17 protein-coding genes are annotated in these 18,765 nt (G+C 69.9%); 10 read left to right on the top strand and 7 right to left on the bottom strand.

Annotation, left to right across the window (positions count from 1 at the left end; genetic code table 11):
- The first annotated feature begins 165 nt into the window (after positions 1–165).
- Positions 166–930 carry a bestrophin-like domain gene (locus LJ657_RS38000; protein ID WP_232653838.1) on the top strand — a complete coding sequence of 255 codons (765 nt, stop codon included), beginning with the start codon at positions 166–168 and terminating at the stop codon, positions 928–930.
- 203 nt (positions 931–1,133) lie between these two features.
- Positions 1,134–1,688, top strand: coding sequence for a hypothetical protein (locus LJ657_RS37995; protein WP_232653835.1), 555 nt, complete (start codon positions 1,134–1,136; stop codon positions 1,686–1,688).
- A gap of 132 nt (positions 1,689–1,820) precedes the next feature.
- Here the strand turns inward: LJ657_RS37995 and LJ657_RS37990 are convergent, their stop codons facing one another.
- Complete coding sequence (locus LJ657_RS37990; protein ID WP_232653833.1) at positions 1,821–2,315, bottom strand: hypothetical protein; 495 nt, start codon at positions 2,313–2,315, stop codon at positions 1,821–1,823.
- Positions 2,316–2,646: 331 nt separating this feature from the next.
- Here LJ657_RS37990 and LJ657_RS37985 point away from each other — a divergent pair, with 331 nt between their 5' ends.
- The gene (locus tag LJ657_RS37985; RefSeq protein WP_232653831.1) at positions 2,647–3,321 is read left to right on the top strand and encodes a class F sortase; all 675 of its coding nucleotides are present in this window, start codon (positions 2,647–2,649) and stop codon (positions 3,319–3,321) included.
- Between the two features lie 30 nt (positions 3,322–3,351).
- On the opposite strand, the gene LJ657_RS37980 is transcribed toward LJ657_RS37985, so the two are convergent.
- Together LJ657_RS37980 and lysX are read right to left on the bottom strand one after the other, a co-directional pair.
- Entirely contained in the window at positions 3,352–4,194 is an 843-nt protein-coding gene (locus LJ657_RS37980; RefSeq protein ID WP_232653829.1) for a polysaccharide deacetylase family protein, read from the bottom strand.
- Positions 4,195–5,277: 1,083 nt separating this feature from the next.
- A complete protein-coding gene (gene lysX, locus LJ657_RS37970; protein WP_232653827.1) occupies positions 5,278–8,556 on the bottom strand; it encodes a bifunctional lysylphosphatidylglycerol synthetase/lysine--tRNA ligase LysX in 3,279 nt (1,092 codons plus the stop codon).
- 90 nt (positions 8,557–8,646) lie between these two features.
- On the opposite strand from lysX, the gene LJ657_RS37965 reads away from it, so the two are divergent.
- Positions 8,647–9,108: a universal stress protein gene (locus LJ657_RS37965; protein WP_232653825.1), complete on the top strand. Its 462-nt coding sequence runs from the start codon at positions 8,647–8,649 to the stop codon at positions 9,106–9,108.
- A gap of 4 nt (positions 9,109–9,112) precedes the next feature.
- Here LJ657_RS37965 and LJ657_RS37960 read toward each other — a convergent pair whose 3' ends face one another.
- Complete coding sequence (locus tag LJ657_RS37960; protein ID WP_232653823.1) at positions 9,113–10,138, bottom strand: GlxA family transcriptional regulator; 1,026 nt, start codon at positions 10,136–10,138, stop codon at positions 9,113–9,115.
- Between the two features lie 156 nt (positions 10,139–10,294).
- Between LJ657_RS37960 and LJ657_RS37955 the strand changes: the two genes are divergently transcribed.
- From LJ657_RS37955 to LJ657_RS37940, 4 genes are all read left to right on the top strand, one after another.
- On the top strand, positions 10,295–10,873 hold the full coding sequence (locus tag LJ657_RS37955; protein ID WP_232653821.1) for an isochorismatase family protein: 579 nt from the start codon (positions 10,295–10,297) through the stop codon (positions 10,871–10,873).
- An 845-nt stretch (positions 10,874–11,718) separates the two neighbouring features.
- Complete coding sequence (locus LJ657_RS37950) at positions 11,719–12,624, top strand: NADP-dependent oxidoreductase (protein ID WP_232653819.1); 906 nt, start codon at positions 11,719–11,721, stop codon at positions 12,622–12,624.
- A gap of 83 nt (positions 12,625–12,707) precedes the next feature.
- Positions 12,708–13,769, top strand: coding sequence for an alkene reductase (locus LJ657_RS37945; RefSeq protein ID WP_232653817.1), 1,062 nt, complete (start codon positions 12,708–12,710; stop codon positions 13,767–13,769).
- An 11-nt stretch (positions 13,770–13,780) separates the two neighbouring features.
- On the top strand, positions 13,781–14,254 hold the full coding sequence (locus tag LJ657_RS37940) for a MarR family winged helix-turn-helix transcriptional regulator (protein WP_232653814.1): 474 nt from the start codon (positions 13,781–13,783) through the stop codon (positions 14,252–14,254).
- A gap of 107 nt (positions 14,255–14,361) precedes the next feature.
- On the opposite strand, the gene LJ657_RS37935 is transcribed toward LJ657_RS37940, so the two are convergent.
- The 3 genes from LJ657_RS37935 to LJ657_RS37925 all read right to left on the bottom strand — a co-directional run bounded on the left by LJ657_RS37935 (position 14,362) and on the right by LJ657_RS37925 (position 16,896).
- Positions 14,362–14,535 carry a hypothetical protein gene (locus LJ657_RS37935; RefSeq protein WP_232653799.1) on the bottom strand — a complete coding sequence of 58 codons (174 nt, stop codon included), beginning with the start codon at positions 14,533–14,535 and terminating at the stop codon, positions 14,362–14,364.
- Between the two features lie 198 nt (positions 14,536–14,733).
- On the bottom strand, positions 14,734–14,937 hold the full coding sequence (locus LJ657_RS37930; RefSeq protein WP_232653797.1) for a hypothetical protein: 204 nt from the start codon (positions 14,935–14,937) through the stop codon (positions 14,734–14,736).
- Positions 14,938–15,456: 519 nt separating this feature from the next.
- Positions 15,457–16,896, bottom strand: coding sequence for a carotenoid oxygenase family protein (locus LJ657_RS37925; protein ID WP_232653794.1), 1,440 nt, complete (start codon positions 16,894–16,896; stop codon positions 15,457–15,459).
- 252 nt (positions 16,897–17,148) lie between these two features.
- Here LJ657_RS37925 and LJ657_RS37920 point away from each other — a divergent pair, with 252 nt between their 5' ends.
- Positions 17,149–18,381 (top strand): aromatic ring-hydroxylating oxygenase subunit alpha, encoded by a 1,233-nt coding sequence (locus tag LJ657_RS37920; RefSeq protein WP_232653790.1) that lies wholly within the window; start codon positions 17,149–17,151, stop codon positions 18,379–18,381.
- On the top strand, positions 18,381–18,734 hold the full coding sequence (locus tag LJ657_RS37915) for a hypothetical protein (RefSeq protein WP_232653788.1): 354 nt from the start codon (positions 18,381–18,383) through the stop codon (positions 18,732–18,734). Before LJ657_RS37920 ends, LJ657_RS37915 begins: the two co-directional genes overlap by 1 nt.
- Positions 18,735–18,765: the final 31 nt, after the last annotated feature.

The following is an 18,765-nucleotide window of genomic DNA, read 5'->3' as shown; positions in this document are numbered from 1 at the left end:
CCCGTCCGGTCGTGACCCCGGTGGCCTACCCGCACTATCGGGCGCCTGCGCCCAACGGGTCGCCGCGCGGCGGTCCTTCACCCGTCATTTTCGTCCTGCTCATCACGGTTCCCGCCGTGATCGCCGTCGCCGCGTTGCGGCCGCGCTGATTCCTGGAGGCACCTCTTGCCGGAATGGCTTGTTCTCACCCTCGCGATGCTGGCCGCCTGCTCCGTGGTGGTCATCGTCACCTTCGTACGGCACCGGTCCGCGCCCTTGGACGAGGATCCCAGCGAGACCCCGGACGTCATCGAGTACATGACGATGTGGATCGGCGTGGTGTACGCCATCGTCCTGGGCCTGGCCATCGCCGGGGTGTGGGAGGGCCGCAGCGCCGCCCAGGACCATGTGCAGTCGGAGGCCGTCGCGCTGCACGAGATCTCGGAGCGGGTGCGGGTCTATCCGACCGATGTCCGTGACCGCATTCGGGAGGATGTCAACGCCTATGTCGGACACGTCGTGAACACCGAGTGGAAGGTGATGGACGACGACGGGCATGTCACGCCGCGCGGTGACGAGCTCTTCGAACGCATCCGCCAGGACGTCACCGACTACCAGCCGAAGTCCGACTTCGAGGCCCAGGCCTACCAGCCGCTCCTGGACCAGGTCACCGCGGCGGCCCAGGCCCGCAGCGCCCGGGCGGACTCCATGGGGGCCACCATGCCGGGCGTGGTGTGGTTCGGGCTGCTCGCCGGGGCCGTGATCACCATCGGCATGGTCTTCGCGCTGCAGATCCGGCGCACCACGCGCGAACTGGTCCTCGCCGGGCTGTTCTCCGCCCTGATCGCGTTCCTGCTCTTCCTCATCTGGGACTTCGACGCGCCCTACACCCGGGGCATCACGGCCTCGGCGGCACCGTTCCTGAACCTCTTCCCGCACATCCAGGCCTGACCGGCCGGCCTGCACACGACGGGCCACCCGGGAGACGCGCGCCACGCCGCCGCCGTCCCCTGGGTGGCCCACATGTTTGCCCCGTTCGCACTACAGCGATCGCGGGATCGGACACCTGTTCCTAGCGTTTCGCTTGTCGAGGTGCATTCCCACCCACAGCGGAACGGGTCCGCAGCTGCTCCTCGGGGACCGGAGGAACCACCGTGCGCGCAATACGCATTGCTTCGGCCGCTCTACTGGGCATCGGCGTCCTCGCCCTCACCTCACCCGCCGCCGTCGCGAGGGACGACGGCCACAACTTCGCTCCGTTCGGCTTCAGCGTGCTGCCGTCGACCGTCGCGGCGGGCAGCCAGGTCAAGCTGCATGTGAACCGGGACGGCGACTGCAAGGGGCCCGCGACAGTCCATTCGGTGGTCTTCGACACGGTCGTCATTGCGCCGGGACGGTCCTGGGCGACGGCGGTGGTCGACCGGGATGCCAAGCCGGGTGCGGTGTACCGGGTGAGGTTCTCCTGCGACGGTGCGAGTGGATCGGTGGATCTGACCATCGTGGGCGGCCAACCGCACCACCCGAGACCGGTGCCGGTCGACCCCGTCCCGGTCCCGGACCAGCCTCACCGGGGTGTGCACGCCGGTGTGGGCGGCAGCATCGCCGGGTTCGACCTCAAGGAGATCGGAATGGGTCTCGCCCTCATCACGGGCTCGGTCGGCGCGGCGTACCGGCTCTCGCGCCGCCGCAGCGGCGAGGAAGGTGCCTGACAAAGGGCCTTCGCCCCGGATCCCCTCGGGGGATCGGAGGCGAAGGCCCTCAACACGCGATCTGCTCCGCGGACTTGACGTGCGATCCGCTTTCCGGGTTGGACGTGCGGTCTGCTCTCCGAAGAGGGAGGGTCAGATCCGCTTCTCGGACCTCCGGCGCAGCCAGAACGCTCCGCCGGCGAGGACGGCCGCGGCCACGAGCCCGCCGCCGATGGCCACGTCGGTCGGCGTCGCCCCGCTGGAGCTGCCGCCTCCGAAGCCGCCCTGGACACCGCCGATGACGGTGAAGGCGGCGGGGTTGGTCAGGGACTTGCCGCCGCAGGTGACGGTGATGGGGTGCGTACCGTTTCTCGCGTCCCTGTTCACCGTTGCGGTGCCCCTCGCCGTGTTGCTGCCTGCGACCGTCATCAGGTTCGTGCTCGGGAACGCGTCCGAGGTCGCAGTGGCTCCGCCCGGGCAGCCGTCGACGGTGATGGTCAACTGCCCACCACGGGCGATGACACTGGGCAGGGCGACGATGTTGCTCGGGTTGAAGTTCATGCCGTCCCGCGCGGCGGCCGCGGGCGCGGCGAGGCCGAGGGCGGCGACCGCGGCGGCAGAGACCGCCAGGGCACGATGACTACTCATGTGATCCTCCGCGGAAGACGCCCCGGGTCCCGTCCCCGGCAATGTCGGCGAGAAAGCGCCTCCCAGAAAGACAGTCAGATGCGGTGGACGCGCCCGCATTTCGGCGATGGTCCGTCCTGGTGAGAGGACACGCCGAGCATTAAGCACATAATCAGATATCTCCGCAGGTCACGGACCGTCAGAAATTTCCTGTCCGCGGCAACTCGGATGGCGCACCACCAGGGGGTGGGCCACCCGTTCGCATCCGCCCCGTCGCCGGTTCCCCACACGCCATCTAGCGTTGCCTCAGGCGCGAATGACGCGGCGACGGCCTCGTCGAGAGGGGAAACGAATGTCTGCGTCCGAACTGGCCGAACTGGCCGAAGAGGAGGAGCGGCGGAAGAAGCGCGCCCCCTGGGGCGTGATAGCGCTTGTTCTGCTGACCGGCGTCGCGCTCATTCGGAACGGTTCGGGAGAGTTCGACGTCGGCCCGCCGCAGCCCGCCACCGCGGCGGCGGCGGACAGCCGTGTCCCCGCCGCCGTGGGCATCTCCGCCACCGTCCAGCCGCTGCCGTTCTCTCCGCCCGACCGGGTCAGGATCCCCACGATCCGGGTCGACGCACCGGTGCTGCAGGTCGGCCTGGCCGCGGACGGCTGGGTCGGCGCCCCGCCGCCCGAGGACCCGAACCTGGCCGGCTGGTTCACCGGTTCCGTCAGCCCGGGCGAGAAGGGCACCGCGGTGGTGGTCGGCCACGTCGACAACAAGCAGGGCCCCGCGGTGTTCTACAACCTCGGGGCGCTGAAGAAGGGAAATCGCGTCGAGGTCGCCCGCAAGGACGGAAAGACGGCCGTGTTCGAGATCTACGGCATCGAGGTCTTCGAGAAGAACAACTTCCCAGGCGACCGCGTCTACGCCTCCAAGGGCGCCGCGGAATTGCGGGTCATCACCTGCGGCGGCGGTTTCTCCAAGAAACACGGTTACGACGGAAACGTCGTCACCTTCGCCCGCCTGGTCGAGGTCCGCTGAGCGTGCCCCGGCCGGGCGGGCGGAATCCGGCTATGCGGGACGCCGTCTCGGCACGGTGATGTGGTAACCGGAATCGAGCAGATACGGCAGATAGCGGCGCAGCGCCCGGACACTCTGGGAGCGGTTGCCCCCGGCGTCGTGCGAGAGCACCACGACGCCGGGGGCGGCTCCGTCCTCGACCCGGTCGACGATGCTGCGGGTGCCGGGCGTGGACCAGTCGAGGGTGTCGACCGTCCAGGCAAGGGGCTCCATCCCCATCTCCGCGCCGAGTTGGAAGGCCGCACGGTTCCAGGCGCCGTAGGGTGCGCGGAACCACAGGGGCCGCTCGCCGTAGGCGTTCTCGATGACGTCGCTGGTGCGTTTCATCTCGGAGCGGATCTCGGACCGCTTCAGGCGGGTCAGCAGGGGGTGGGTCCAGGTGTGGTTGCCGACGATGTGGCCGTCGTCGGCCATCCTGGCCAGCAGGTCCTGGTTGTCGACGGCCATCTCCCCGCACACGAAGAACATGGCGCGGACGTCGTACTCGGCCAGGGTGTCCAGGATGTGCGGGGTGTAGCGGGGGTCGGGCCCGTCGTCGAAGGTCAGCACCATGGTGCGACCGCGTCCGTGCACGCGCAGGAACGGCTGATGCCGCACGCGGGTCGGGCGGGGGGCCGTGCGCGCCTGCCCGTATCCGGCCAGGGGCTGGAGGCGATAGTCGGACGGCTCGAGCGCGTGGCTCTCCTGAGGGCCTGGGAGGGGGGCGGGGGCTGCGGGCCGATCCGTCTCGTCGCCCCCGCCCGACGCGAGCACACCGGCGGCGCCGGCTGCGCCCAGAGCGGCGGCGCCGGCGATCAACGCCCGGCGCCTCGTGAGCAACTGATCCTTCTTCATGACTCATCAGTCGCCCGAACCGGGACCGGCGCTCTCAACAACACCGCAGCGGCGGCAGGAAAGCACACGCCCGGCCCAAGCCACCGGGCGTGTCCCGGACGGACGGGGTATCCCACGGCAGGCGCGGAGTTGCGTAAGAATTCGCTTTCCTCCATACGGGCGTTGCGACTACCGTCGAGCGCGTGCAGTGATCTCCCGCGCGGTGTCCCGGATGCCGCAGACGCGAACCGTTCCCCATACGTGTCCGCGGCCACCGGCCGTCGGCCGTACACGTATCCGCTCGGAGAGATCACCGACATGCATGCGCTTCCCCCTGTTCCCGGCGACACCCCCGAGGCCACCTTGGCGGCCTTCGTCGCCCGGGCCGCCGGCGACCCCGGTGTCGTCGGGCTGGTCCTCAGCGGCTCCCAGGTGCACGACGGAATGCCGACCGCCCACTCCGACCACGACCTGCACGTCGTGCTGCGCGACCGCGACGCCTCGCCGCTCAGTGAGCTGGACGGGTTCCGCTCGGCCCATCTGGACCTGGTCGTCATCACGCTCGCCGAGTTCCGCCGGCGTGGGCTGCCCGGCGACCCGGCGGCCTTCAGCCGGTACTCGTACGTGTACGCCCGGGTGCTCCTCGACCGGCTGGACGGTGAGATCGCCGCCGTCCTCGACCGCAAGCGGACGCTGGACCCCGACGAGGCGCGCACAGCCGCGGCCGGCCACCTGGACGCCTACGTCAACCAGACCTACCGCTCCCTGAAGAGCTATCGCGACGGCCGCGACGCCATGGGGCACCTGGATGCCGCCGAGAGCGTGCCGTACGCGCTGGAGGTGCTCTTCGCCCTGCACCGGCGGGTACGGCCGTACAACAAGTACCTGCAGTGGGAGCTGGAGCGGCAGCCGCTCGGCGACGACCGGTGGCGTGCCGGGCGGCTGCTGCCGGTGCTGCGCCGTATGCTGGCCGACGGTGATCCGCACACCCAGCGCGCCCTGTTCGCTGACATCGCAGGGACCGCGCGGGCCGCGGGGCACGGCGAGGTCCTCGACTCCTGGGGAGACGATCTGCGGCTGCTGCTCCCACCGCGGCCCTGGTGGTCAGCGGTGGCGCACCAGGGGGAACGGCAGTGTCTCGCGGATGGTCAGGCCGGTGAGGAACATGACGAGCCGGTCGACGCCGATGCCCAGGCCCCCGGTGGGCGGCATCGCGTATTCGAGGGCGTCGAGGAAGTCCTCGTCCAGTTCCATCGCCTCGGGGTCTCCCCCGGCGGCGAGCAGGGACTGGGCGGTGAGCCGACGGCGCTGTTCGACCGGGTCCGTCAACTCTGAGTAGGCCGTGCCGAGTTCGGTGCCGAAGGCTACCAGGTCCCAGCGCTCGGCCAGCCGTGGGTCGGTGCGGTGCTGGCGGGTCAACGGGGAGACGTCGGTCGGGAAGTCCTTGTAGAAGGTGGGAAGTCGGGTCTTCTCCTCCACCAGGCGTTCGTACATTTCGAGTACGACGTCACCGCGGCCGTCGTCCGGCGTGTACGGCACGCCGGCGCGGTCGCACAGCCGGTGCAGCGCCGGCAGCTCCGTGTCGGCGTCGACCTCCTCCCCCAGCGCCTCCGAGATCGCGCCGTAGACCGTCTTGACCGGCCATGCGCCCGAGATGTCGTACTCCTTGCCGTCCTTGCGGGCGATCGGCGTGCCGAAGGCGGCGGTGGCCGCGCCCTGGATCAGTTCGCGGGTGAGGTCGAGCATCACGTCGTAGTCGGCGAAGGCCTGGTAGGCCTCCAGCATCGTGAACTCGGGGTTGTGCTTGTAGGAGACGCCCTCGTTGCGGAAGGTGCGGCCCATCTCGAAGACCTTCTCCAGGCCGCCGACGCACAGCCGCTTCAGATACAGCTCGGGCGCGATACGCAGGTACAGGTCGAGGTCGTAGGCATTGATGTGGGTGGTGAAGGGGCGCGCGTTGGCACCGCCGTGGATCTGCTGCAGCATCGGGGTCTCGACCTCGAGGTAGCCGCGGCTCAACAGGCCCTGTCGCAGGGCCTGTACGGCGGTTGAGCGGGCGCGGACGACCTGGCGGGCGTCGGGGCTGGAGACCAGGTCGAGGTAGCGCATCCGGACCTTGGCCTCGGGGTCGGCCAGGCCCCGGCGTTTGTCGGGAAGCGGGCGCAGGCACTTGCCGACCAGTTGCCAGGAGGTGACGAAGACGGTCGGTTCACCCTTGTCGCTCCGGCCGGCCCGGCCGGTGGCGCTGATGTGGTCGCCGATGTCCGTGTCGGCGGTGAAGCGGTCGAGTGCGGGGCCGGAGTCCTCGCGAGTGAGGGCGACTTGGTGGTCGCCGGACCAGTCGCGCAGCGTGACGAAGACGATGCCGCCGAAGTCGCGCACCCGCATGATCCGGCCGGCGACCGTGACCTGCTCGCCCTCGCGGACCTCGGCGAGGGCGTGGGTGCGCTGCGGGATGCCGACCGGGTAGGGGTCGGTGCCCTCGGCGCGCAGGCGGTCGAGGGTGCGGTGCCGGATGCGGGCCTGTTCGGGCAGGCCGGCATGGGGTTCGCCGGGCCCGGCCTCGCCCCCTCCGTCGAGGCCGAGCGCCGACAGCGACGGCAGGCCCTCGGTGGTCGCGGGCCTGGACGCGCCCTTCGGGTGCCCCTTTCCCCAGAGTTTGCGCAAGGACGGTACCGAAACGAAACCTTCGGCTATGCCGGAGGCAAGTCCGATGCGGGCGAGGGAGCCTGTGTCGCCGTAGCAGATGAAGCGCGGGTACCATTCCGGCCGGTACTTGGCGTTGGAGCGGTAGAGGGCCTCCAGCTGCCACCACCTGGAGAAGAACAGCAGCAGGCGCCGCCACAGCCGGAGCACCGGGCCGGCTCCGATGCGGGCGCCCTCCTCGAAGGCCGAGCGGAAGACCGCGAAGTTCAACGAGATTCTGCGGATCCCCAGCTTCGGCGCCGCCGCGCACAGTTCGGCGACCATGAACTCCATGACGCCGTTGGGGGCGGTGCGGTCACGGCGCATCAGGTCGAGGGAGACGCCGTCGCGGCCCCAGGGCACGAAGGAGAGCAGGGCGAGCAGGCGGCCGTCCGCACTGAGGGCCTCCACGAGGAGGCAGTCGCCGTCGGCCGGGTCGCCGAGGCGGTCCAGGGCCATGGAGAAGCCGCGTTCGGTCTCGGTGTCACGCCAGGCGTCCGCCTTGTCGATCACCTCCTCCATCTCCTCGTCGGTGAGGGTGGCGTGGCGGCGGACGCGGCAGTGGGCGCCGGTGCGGCGCACCCGGTGCACGGCCTGCCGGGTGACCCGCATGTCGCGGCCGTCGAGGTCGAAGCCGGGCACGTGCAGGATCGCCTCGTCGCCGAGCTGGAGCGCGCCGAGTCCGGCGCGGGCGAATGCCTTGGCGCCGTCCTCGGAGGCACCCATTGCGGCGGGCGCCCAGGCGTGCCGGCGGGCCACGTCCAGCCAGGCGGCGATGGCGTGCGGCCAGGCCTCCCGGTCGCCGACGGGGTCACCGCTGGCGAGGCAGACGCCGGCCTCGACGCGGTAGGTGACGGCGGCCTTGCCGCTGGGTGAGAAGACGACGGCCTTGTCTCGGCGGGTGGCGAAGTAGCCGAGGGAGTCCTGCTCGCCGTAGGCCCCCAGGAGGGCGCGGATGCGGGGTTCCTCGTCGCCGTGCAGGGCGCCTTCCAGGCGTTGCGAACGGAACAGGGCGGCAGCGGCGTTGAGCAGCGCGAGCGCGCCGAAGAGGCCGAGCAGGAAGAACAGGGCACGGGGCGGGCGGCCGTCGAAGGAACGGCCCGAGACCAGGCCGCCGCAGACACGGTTGGCGGCCCACAGCAGGCGCTGGCCTTCAGGCAGGGTGCCCGGGAAGGCGGCTACCAGGCCCCAGCCGACGAGGATGCCGACGACGACCCCGGCCAGCAGCACCACCAGGGCCCGGCGTACGGCGGCGCGGCGGGAGGCGGCGTAGAACTCCCTGCGGGCGACGATCAGCACGCTCAGTGCGAGACCGCAGACGACGAGGGAGGGGACGGACTCGACATACAGGCCCAGCGCCACGCCCAGGATGTCGTCGAGGACCAGCAGTCCGAGGTAGACGACCACCAGCCACCAGGCGATCTTCTTGCGGGCTGCCGTGGCGGCGGCGAGCAGGAAGAGGAAGACGGCGTAGGCGAGGTTGGCGCTGACCGGGACGATGAGCAGGTCGAGGAAGCGGACCACGGGGCGCAGCAGGACGCGCACCGGAGGGATGAGGGCCAGCAGGCCGCAGAGCAGGCCGAGGGCGCCGAAGAAGGCCGCGAAGACCTCGGGCACCTTGCTCGTCGGCCCGTTCCCGGGCGGCCGTATCGGGCCCGGGGCGTCCTTGGACGGCGAGGCCTCCACTGTGGCACTCATGGTTCCGACTGTAGGAAGGGCTCGGGCGCCTCGCCCGTCGAGAGGGCCCGCATGGCGGCGGGACCTGCGGTTTCCGATAGCCTCACAGCCGTGACGGAACAGCACTCGCACCAGTTCGAGCGGGGCACCGACGGGCCCAAGGTCATCGTGGTCGGAGTGGACGGCTCGGACTCCTCCCTACGCGCTGCGGCATATGCCGGCGGTCTGGCCCGGCGTCAGCACGCGCTGCTCGCCGTCGTGTATGTGCAGCCGGTGATGGCCGCGGGCGCGGCGATGGGGGCGCCGGTCGCCGAGACGACGGACGAGATCGCCGAGGACCTCAAGACCTACATCCGGGACGCCACCGAGCGGCTCAAGGGGATATTCGAGGTCCGCTGGGAGTTCCACACCTTCCGAGGCGACCCCTACAGCGGCCTGGTCAAGGCGGCGGACGAGCTGAAGGCGGACGCGGTGGTGGTGGGCGCCTCCGAGCAGGCCGGGCACCGGATCGTCGGTTCGGTCGCCGTGCGGCTGGTGAAGGCGGGGCGGTGGCCGGTGACGGTGGTTCCGTAGCTGCTCACACCGTTTCTGCCGTCCTCCGTACCGGGGTGGCGCGGAACCTCGCCCGGTACTCGCCCGGCGTCGCGGCGAGGCGGCGGCGGAACGCCCGGATGAGGGTGTCGACGGTGCCGAACCCGCACGCGGAGGCGACGCGTTCCAGGGTGTCGTCGGTGGTCTCCAGCAGGTTGCGGGCCATCTCGACCCGGGCCGACTCGATGTAGGCGTGCGGTGTCGTACCGAGTTCGGTCTTGAAGACGCGGGTGAGCTGCCGGTCGCTGACATGCGCGTACGCGGCCAGGTCCGGGACGGTGAGGCGCTCGCCGAGGTGGTTCAGGATGTGATGCCGGAGCTCCTCGATGCGCCGCGTCGTGGACACCTGCTCCAACGGCACGCTGAACTGGGACTGCCCGCCGGGCCGCTTCAGGTACATCACGAGTTCGCGGGCGACGCGCAACGCGACCGGCTCCCCGAAGTCCTCCGCGACCAGAGCGAGGGACAGGTCCAGGCAGGCGCTGATCCCCGCGCCGGTCCAGATCCCGCCCTCCTCGCGGATGAAGATCGGATCCGGGTCGACCCGCACCGCCGGATGGTCTTCGGCGAGCCGCTGCGCCGTCGACCAGTGAGTGGTGGCGCGCTTGCCGTCGAGGAGCCCCGCGGCGGCGAGGATGTGCGCACCGACGCACACCGAGGCCACGCGCCGGGTGCGAGTGGCCAGGGCCTTCACCCGGGCCACCGTGCCGGGCTCGACCACGGGCCGGACGATTTGGTCACCGTCGGCCTCGACGGACTCCACGGAGCCGGGCACCAGCAGGGTGTCGATCGGCCGTGCGCCGACTTCGCGGAAGGTGGCGTCGGGCAGGATCCGCACGCCGGCCGCCGTGGTCACCGGCTCCAGGGTCTCGGCGGCCAGGACGACCTCGTAGCCCGCTCCGTCCGTGGTCTCGTGCCGGACGAGGGAGAACACCTCCGGCGGGCCGGTGACGTCGAGAAGGTCGACGCCTTCGAACAGCACGACCACGATCAGCCGATTCACGGTCCCCATCCTGCGACCCCCGATTTCGTGCCCAGCCGCGGGCGTCGTTTTCTGCAAGTAGTGCGTCATTGCCGACACCCTTGTTCGCGCCATAGCGTCGCATGTGTGTTCAACAGGTCGTTGAACAGCCCTCTCAAGCCCCCGGCAGAACCCAGGAGAAGACCTGTGGCAAGCAAGACGCTGCGTGAACTCGGCCATGCCGACCCCGCCCCCGCGGCCCTCGCGTCCTCGACGCTGATCCTCGTCGACTATCAGAACACCTACACCCGCGGGGTGATGGAGCTCGACGGCTGGAAGCCCGCCCTGGACGCCGCGGCGGACCTGCTCGCCCGCGCCCGCAGGGCCGGAGCCCGCATCATCCACGTCCAGCACGACGACGGGGAGGGTTCGCCGTACGACATCCGCACGGAGATCGGCCGGATCCACCCCGGCGTGGCGCCGGTCGAGGGCGAGCCCGTGGTCGTCAAGCACGCCCCCGACGCCTTCCACGGAACGGACCTCGGCAAGCTCGTGGACGAGGCCGGCAACGAGACCGTCATCGTCGCCGGGTTCATGACCCACATGTGCGTCGCGTACACGACGGCGTCCGCGGCCCTGCGCGGCAACAGGCCCACCGTGCCGGCGGACACGTGCGCCACCCGGTCGATCGTGGACGTGTCCGCGGACGAACTGCACCGCAGTGCGCTGGCGACCGTCGCCGACGCGTACGGCGTGGTGGTCGCCTCCGCAAGTGAACTGGCCTGAGGGACCCTCGGTGACGGCGTCGACCAGCTGGTGGAGACCTTCGCCCAGCACGATCAGGACGAACGGCCCAAGCCGCTCGGTGAGATGCTCGTGATCGACGCGCACGAGAGTGGTTCCCCGGCCGAGGCCGGCAGCCGCCCCGCGGGCTCCAAAGCACTGTCGGCCGCGCCGGATTCACGCGGCCGTCCCATCCCTGGCGGGAGGCCCCGGGCTCGCACGTGCCGTGATTGCCACGTTGAGCGCGAGGTCGATCGTCAGGCCCGCGGCCCACAGCCGTACCGGTTCCGCGGCCCGGAGGCGATCCACGGCGCGAGTCCCGCGGTGAAACGGGCAGCGGGCCAGCCCTGCACCCTTTGACGGCGGCGATCCCACACACGGCCGACGAAGAGGCGAGCCATGACATAGGCGAGGGCGAACGTCGGTTCGGCATAACGGGGCTCCGTCACTGATACCGGCGCGTCCGTGCGCCCGCTGTCGCTGCCGGCAGGGGCTTTCACACGCGATACACGTCGGGCCCTCGCTCTTGGTCGAACCCCCGCACGGCCTCGAGTTCCTCGGCCGCGCCGCGCAACGAGCCGAACCGCACCGCGGCTTCGCTGCGGCCTCCACGGCTGGGCGAGGTTCCGGGCCTCGGAACGGCAGCGCTCCACCGCAGTCCCGGGCATGCACCACGCCCCGCCCGGCCCGCCGCTCCGGGCCTCCCCCTCCGGTCCCTGTATGGCCTGAACGTCGGGCGGCGCTCTCGCGTAGCCCTCGCACACAAATACTTGGCTAGCCACACGTTTACTGTTAGCGTATTCATGTGTCCAGCCACCTAAATGGGCGGTGGCACGAGAGGAGCAGTCATGAAAGCCATCCTGTTCGACCGGTTCGGAGGCACAGAAGTGCTGCGGGAGGCGGACATCGAGGTTCCGCGGCCCGGCCCCGGGCAGGTCCGGGTCCGGGTGAAGGCGGCCGGGGTGAACGCGCTGGACGGCAAGATCCGCTCCGGGGCGCTGGAGGCCGTGTTCCCCACACCGCTCCCCTCCGTTCCCGGTCACGAGCTCGCCGGTGTGGTGGACGCCGTGGGTGAGGGTGTGCGGAACATGCAGGTGGGCGACGAGGTGCTGGGCTGGTCGGACACCGGCTCATACGCCGAGTACGCGCTCGCCACCACCGTGGCCGCCAAGCCCGCGGGCCTCGACTGGCAGCACGCGGTCGCGCTGCCGGTGGCGGGCGAGACGGCCGAGCGGGTCCTGAACGTGCTGGACGTCGGCGCCGGGGAGACGGTGCTGATGCACGGCGCGTCCGGAGCGGTCGGAACCCTTGCGGTCCAGCTCGCCACGGCCCGCGGAGCACGCGTGATCGCCACCGCGGGCCCCTCCAACCAGGACTACCTCACCTCGCTCGGCGCCGGCGCGACCGTGTACGGCGAAGGCCTGGTCGAGCGGGTGCGGGCGCTGGCCCCCGCCGGCGTGGACGCGGTGTTCGACCTCGCAGGGAAAGGAGCCCTGGAGGACTCCATCGCCCTGCGGGGCGGCACCGACCGCATCGTCACCATCGCCGACTTCGGTGCGCGCCGGCTGGGCATCGCCTTCTCCCAGGGGTCCCAGGAACGCTCGACCGCCCGCCTGGCCGCCCTGGCGCAGGATGCCGCGGCCGGCAAGCTTCTCACCACCGTCACCGCCTACCCACTCGACCAGGCGGCCACGGCCCAGCAGGTCAGCGACACCGGGCACGTGCGGGGCAAGCTCGTCCTCACCCTCGGCTGACCACGCCCGCCTCGCCTTCCGCCCCGGACTCCCTGCCTTTCCGATCACCCCTGTTCATCGCCTCATAGACAGAAGGACCATTCATGCTGAACGCCCTGTGGGCACCGACCACCGTCGGCGCCATTTCCCTCCCGCACCGCCTGGTCATGGCCCCCATGACGCGTGACCGCTCCACACCTGAAGGCGTCCCCACCGAACTGAACGCCGAGTACTACGCCCAGAGGGCCTCGCACGCTCTCATCATCACCGAGGGAACCCAGCCCTCCGCCGACGGCCAGGGATACCTCCTCACCCCCGGCATGCACAACGACGAACAGGTTGCAGGGTGGCGCAAGGTCACCGACGCCGTGCACGCGGCCGACGGCCGGATCGTCATCCAGCTGATGCACACCGGCCGCATCGCCCACCCCGACAACACCCCCCACGGGCGCCAGCCGGTCGCCCCTTCGGCGATCCGCCCGCAGGGCCTGATGTTCACCGCGTCCGGACCTCAGGAGATGCCGACACCGCGGGCGCTGTCGACGCAGGAGGTCGAAGCGACCGTCCAGGACTTCCGCCGCGCCGCAGCGGCCGCCGTCGCGGCAGGCGCGGACGGCGTGGAGATCCACGGCGCCAACGGCTACCTGGTGCACCAGTTCCTGTCCGACAGCACCAACCAGCGCACCGACCGCTACGGAGGCTCCCTCGACAACCGAATCCGCTTCACCGTCGAGGTCGCCGCTGCCGTGGCCGACGAAATCGGTGCCGACCGCACCGGTCTGCGCATCTCCCCCGGCAACACCTACAACGACATCGCCGAGTCCGACACCGCCGAGCTGTATCCGGCTCTCGTGCGCGCCCTGAGCCCGCTCGGCCTCGCCTACCTCCACGTCCTCCACGCGGGCGACGAGAAGCTGCTGGGTACCCTGCGCGCGCTGTGGCCGACCACGCTGATCCTCAACCGGGCCGGCGCCGACCTGCCCGCCCGCGCCATGGACATCGACGACGGTACGGCCGACCTCGTCTCCGTCGGCGCCCTCGCGCTCGCCAACCCGGACCTGGTCGAGCGGCTACGCTCTGACGCGCCGCTGAACACCCCCGACCCGGCGACCTTCTACGGCGGCGGAGTGGCCGGCTACACCGACTACCCCACCTACACCGTCTGAGGAACCGAACCATGCCCACAACCAGCACACCCAGCACGGCCGGCGAGGGGCCGATGAGCTACGCGATCTTCCAGCTCGCCCGCGCTCACCGGGCCCGCGCCGCCGCCATGCTTCGCGAGATGAACCTGCATCCCGGACAGGAACTGCTGCTGATGCAACTCCTCGACCGGGACGGCCAGACCCAGTCCGAACTGCTCGACAGCGTCGGTCTGGACCACTCCACCGTCTCCAAGTCGCTCCGCCGCATGCAGGACGCCGGCCTGCTCATCCGCGAGCCGGCGGAACACGACCGGCGGGTCATGGTCGTCCACCTCACCGACGAGGGCCGCGCCCTGCGTGAGCCCATCTCCGCCATGTGGCGCGCCTTGGAGGAGACCTCCGCGCGGGACCTGTCGGCGCAGCAGGCAGAGTCCTTCGTCCGTATCGCCTACGCCATCACCGACGCGATCAACAGCCGACCGTTGCCGCAGGACGAGTCCGCATGACTCCCCGGCGTGTACCCCGCGCGCTGCGTGCGCCACACCACACCTGAAGAGGCACGCGGACCGGTCGGCACACCCTCATGCACGCGGCGCGACCGCCGTCAGGTCGGCTACACCACTCCCGACTCGACCGCGACGGCAGCGGCCCACCCGTGCAGCCCGAAGATCTTGCTGCTGATGACCTGGGGCCACAGCGCGGCGGGCGGCTTGTCGACAGTGACGACCCCGGCCGGGTCGTAGGAGCCGAAGAGGAAGTAGGTCCAGCTCTTCCCCATCGACTTCACGGCCGCGGAGTAGTAGCTGTTGCCCCAGCCCAACGAACCGGGCGCCCAGCCGTGGCTGCGACGAGCAGGATGGCGCCGGGAGCGGCCGGCGCCGCCCAGGCGGGCAGGGAGCGAGGAGGAGTTTCCGAGGGACCGTCAGACACCGGCGTGACGGACAGGGTCCGGTGGGACTCGTTCATGGAAGGGAATCAGCTCTCGTCAGAAGTCTCGGTGGCCCTCGGTCAGCCGTGTGTGCAGGGTACGCAGGCAGCCCGGCAGAGCGCGTTCCTCGTTGTGGACGGGCACGACGATCTCCACGCTCGCCGTCCCGGAGCCGGCGTGGGCGGCCCCGCCAGGGGGTTGGAAGGCGACGGTCCGGCCGGGGCTGTGCGTGAAAGCCGTGCTGTGGGGGGTGGGTGACATGGCTTCCTCAGGCGAGACGGGACATGGGGGGCGGCTGCATAGGGCTGATCGCGAACAGAGCCCGACTCTCACCCACCCAACTGGGAGACCCGGGAGAGGAATACGAGAACTGACAGAGAGTCAGGTAACGGTGGCGCGGCCCAGCGACTCGCCCGCAGGACTGTCTGACGGGTGGTTCTCGTCGTCGGGATCGGCTGCCTCGCGGCCCGGCGAACGACGCTTCCTCACCCTCAGATCACAGCGCTACGACAGGCATTCGCAGCCCCTCCGGTGCCCCGCAGGGGCCACCCGTTGTGCCCCGCAGCCACCCTGCTCCTGTTCACGGGACCGGCGCTGCTCGGCCACCCTGGGCCAGGTCGTCGTCGTATCCCAGGACCATGCTCAGTTCGGCGCCACTTCAGACGAAGGCGACTGAGGGCAAGTCCGTCCGCTTCCTGGCGTGCCCTGCGCACCGGGGTGCGGGCATGCGATGGCCGGCGGGGAGCCGTAGCACCCCGCCGGCGAGGGATCACCGATGACTCAGGCGCCGCGCACCGCGGCGTCGAGCTCGGCTGCGTCGGACCAGCTGCCGTGGAAGCCCAGGGGGACCCGGTGGTTGAGCTTGATCCGGGCGATGGGCGTGCCCGTGAAGTCCTGGGCTTCCTGGACGATGACCTCGCTGCGGTCGGTGGTCGGGTCCCACCAGATCGACAGCAGCCAGCCGTCGTCCTCGGCCTGGGCGCCGGGGCGGGGCACGAAGACGGGCTCGCCCGGGGAGGTCAGGACACCGTCGAGTGTCTGGATCGACGTCTCGCCCGTGCGGTAGTCGTGCTTGGCCAGGCCGTCGGTGAACCAGTCGCCGGCTCCGCGTGTCGTCGTGTAGTAGCCGTACTGGTGGGACAGCCCGGCTCGCTGATCGTTGATCCGGGGGAACTCTCCCTGGATATCGGTGACCTCAATGTCCCTGCTCTTCCCCGTGGCGAGGTCGAGTTCCCAGCGCCAGGGGGTGGTGATGATCTCCTTGAACCACCAGTTCCAGTCCCCGCCGGGCGGCGGTGACTCCAGGTCCTTCAGGGTGGGACCGAACTGGCCGACGCGGTGCCCGTCGACGATGATCTTCGTGCCGTCCTGGTAGGCGTTGAGGAAGTGTGACGCGGAGAAGGCGTCGGAGGCTTCTATCCACGTCACCTCGCCTGTCCTGCGATGCAGGACGGCCCACCGACATGTGTCCAGCTTCTCCGGCTCCCAGACCGTCGAAGGCTGACCGTTGAGGATGCGCTCGAAGCGTGCCGTTGCCGGGCTGACCAGCCAGATCGCGTAATCGGTGGTTACGGCGTAGTCATGAGTGAGGGCGGGGAACCCCAGGTCGACCGAGTGACGGTCGAGGATGTTCCCGTCGCGGTCGGCCCGGTACCACGTGACCGCGCCGTCCATGTTGCCGAAGGTGAGGAAGTCGCCGTTCGTCGGATCGACCTTGTGGTGCGCGGTCAGGGGACCGACGACTCCGCCGCGGAAGTTGTACTGCTCGCTGACCGTCTCCAGGGTGTCCGGTCGCAATTCGCGCGGAGGGTAGCCCTCACAGAAGGCCAGCAGACGGCTGCCGTACAGCTGCACGTGCGTGTTGGCGGGGTTGTTCGGGAACTTGCCGGACGGCAGGGGGGTGTCCCTGCCGTTCATGAAACCGCCGTAGATCGCCCGGCCCAGCTCCATCTCTTCCTTCAGGCCCGCGGTCTGCACGTAGCGGTTGCGGTAGGTCGCCCGGCCGTCACGCAGGAAGATGGCGTGGACCATGCCGTCGCCGTCGAACCAGTGATACCTGCTCGGATTCTCCGGGCGGTGGAGCGGGCTGGGGCCGACCCGGAACAGGGCACCGCTCAGCCCGTCGGGGAGCCGGCCCTCGATCTCCAGGTCGAAGGCCTCGCCCTCCTCGCGCCAGGGTGCGTACGGCCCGTTGAGAAACATGTTGCTGGGGTCCCACATGGATGGTCCTCCTTGTCATGCACCTGAGGTGTCCTGATAGTCAGGAATTAAATCTGTAAACTTAGGACACTATGGGGACCGTATAACCGCATCACGAAGAGGTCAAGTCGGGCCGGAGCGCCATCCAGATGCCAGGCGAAGTCAACCTGCCTGCAGGAAAAGGCGTCCCAGGCCACTTCGCTTGCCAGGCGGCCCCCCCCTTCCCATACGGTCCCATGTTACAGGACTAGCGTCCTAACTTATGGAGATCATATGTCTGAAGCCGCTGTCAGCCCTGCTTCCCCACTCACCGGCGGGACCCCGTCCCCGCCCAACCCGTTCGCCGGCCTGCGTGACGTCGTGTCCGTCAAGGACAAATTGACGCAGGAGTACCACGACGCAGTCGTCGAGAAGGTCTTCCGTCCGTCCTGGTTCCTGGTCGGAAACGTCAACGACCTTCCCAAGCCGGGGAGTTACTACGTCCTGGACGTGCCCACCTTCAACATCTCGGTACTGGTCCAGCGGGGCCGGGACGGGCAGGTGCGTGCGTTCCACAACGTGTGCCGCCACCGCGGCAAGAAGGTGATCCCCACGGCCTGCGGTTTCGCCGAGGGGACGTCGTCCGCGCACACCTGCTGGCTCCACGGCTGGTCGTACACCGGTGACGGATCACTGCGCTCGGTGCCGGACGAGAAGCAGTTCCGCTCCGTCGACAAGTCCCGTCTCGGACTGGTGCCGATCCGCGTCGAGGTCCGGTCCGGCCTCATCTACGCCAACTTCAGTGACAACCCCGAGCCGCTCGACAGCTGGCTGGGGGAGCTCGCCGAGGGCTTCGACGGCTACTACAGCGAGATGGAGAAGGTCAGCTGCTGGTCCATCGACGTCCGGGCCAACTGGAACATCGCCATGGACGCATTCTCGGAGGGGTACCACACCGTCTTCCTGCATCGGCGCACCCAGCCGAAGCTGGCCGGCAAGAGCAATCCGATGCGGCACAAGCCCGTGGTCGACATGTACGACCGCCACATCCGCTCCAGCAACCCCTCCAACCCCGACTACGTCAGCCCGCCCGTCGAGGGTGCCCTGTACGACCTCGGGTACAAGCAGACACCGGCGGTCGAGACCGACTTCTCCATGCTGCCGCCGGCGGTGAACCGCACCCGCTACCACCCCTGGTTCTTCGACATCGTGTGGCAGTTCCCCAACGTGGCCATCCTCAACGGCTCGCACTGGTACAGCACCGTCACGGTCTGGCCGATCGACCGCAACCACTCCCGCGTCGTCTTCGACGTCTATGGCCGCAAGGCCCGGCACGCCGGCGACCGCCTGGCCCAGGCGTACAGCCGGGCCCTGCAGTACACGGTGTCCCGGGAGGACCTGGCCGCCATGGAGGACGTGCAGCGCGGCCTCGAGTCGGGTGCCATCAGCGACCTGTACCTCTCCCTGCAGGAGTTCGCGCTCCAGCACCGCTACGGACTCATCGACGAACTGATCGGAGCCAAGTGATGGAGCTCTCCGCAGAAGCCGGACTTCCCGAAGGATTTGCCGACCTGGAGCGCTTCCTGGAGCGGTGGCGCCTGCGCGACGCACAGGAGCGGATGGAGGCGATGGCCGCTGCCGACATCGAGGAGCTGCGTGACCTGTGCGCCGTAATGCTTCCCCGTATCGAAGCGGTGGTGAACCATCTGAACGCCTTCCCCCTCGACGACATGCCCCCGCGGGAGCAGGCCCTCTTCGAGCTCGCCCTGACCTTCGCCGAGGTCACTCACCCGGTCGACCTCGGATGGGCCACACCAGAGGTCAGCGACCTGTATCCGCTGGACGGGATGAACCTGCTCGGGCCCGCACGCGCCTGGTGATCCGGATGAACCATCGACCTCGTACAGAGAT

The organism is Streptomyces guryensis (assembly GCF_021261325.1).
In the GTDB taxonomy this organism is placed as follows: Bacteria; Actinomycetota; Actinomycetes; order Streptomycetales; family Streptomycetaceae; genus Streptomyces; species Streptomyces guryensis.
The sequence above is the reverse complement of the archived record's forward strand: the minus strand, read 5'-3'. Positions and strand labels throughout refer to the sequence as shown.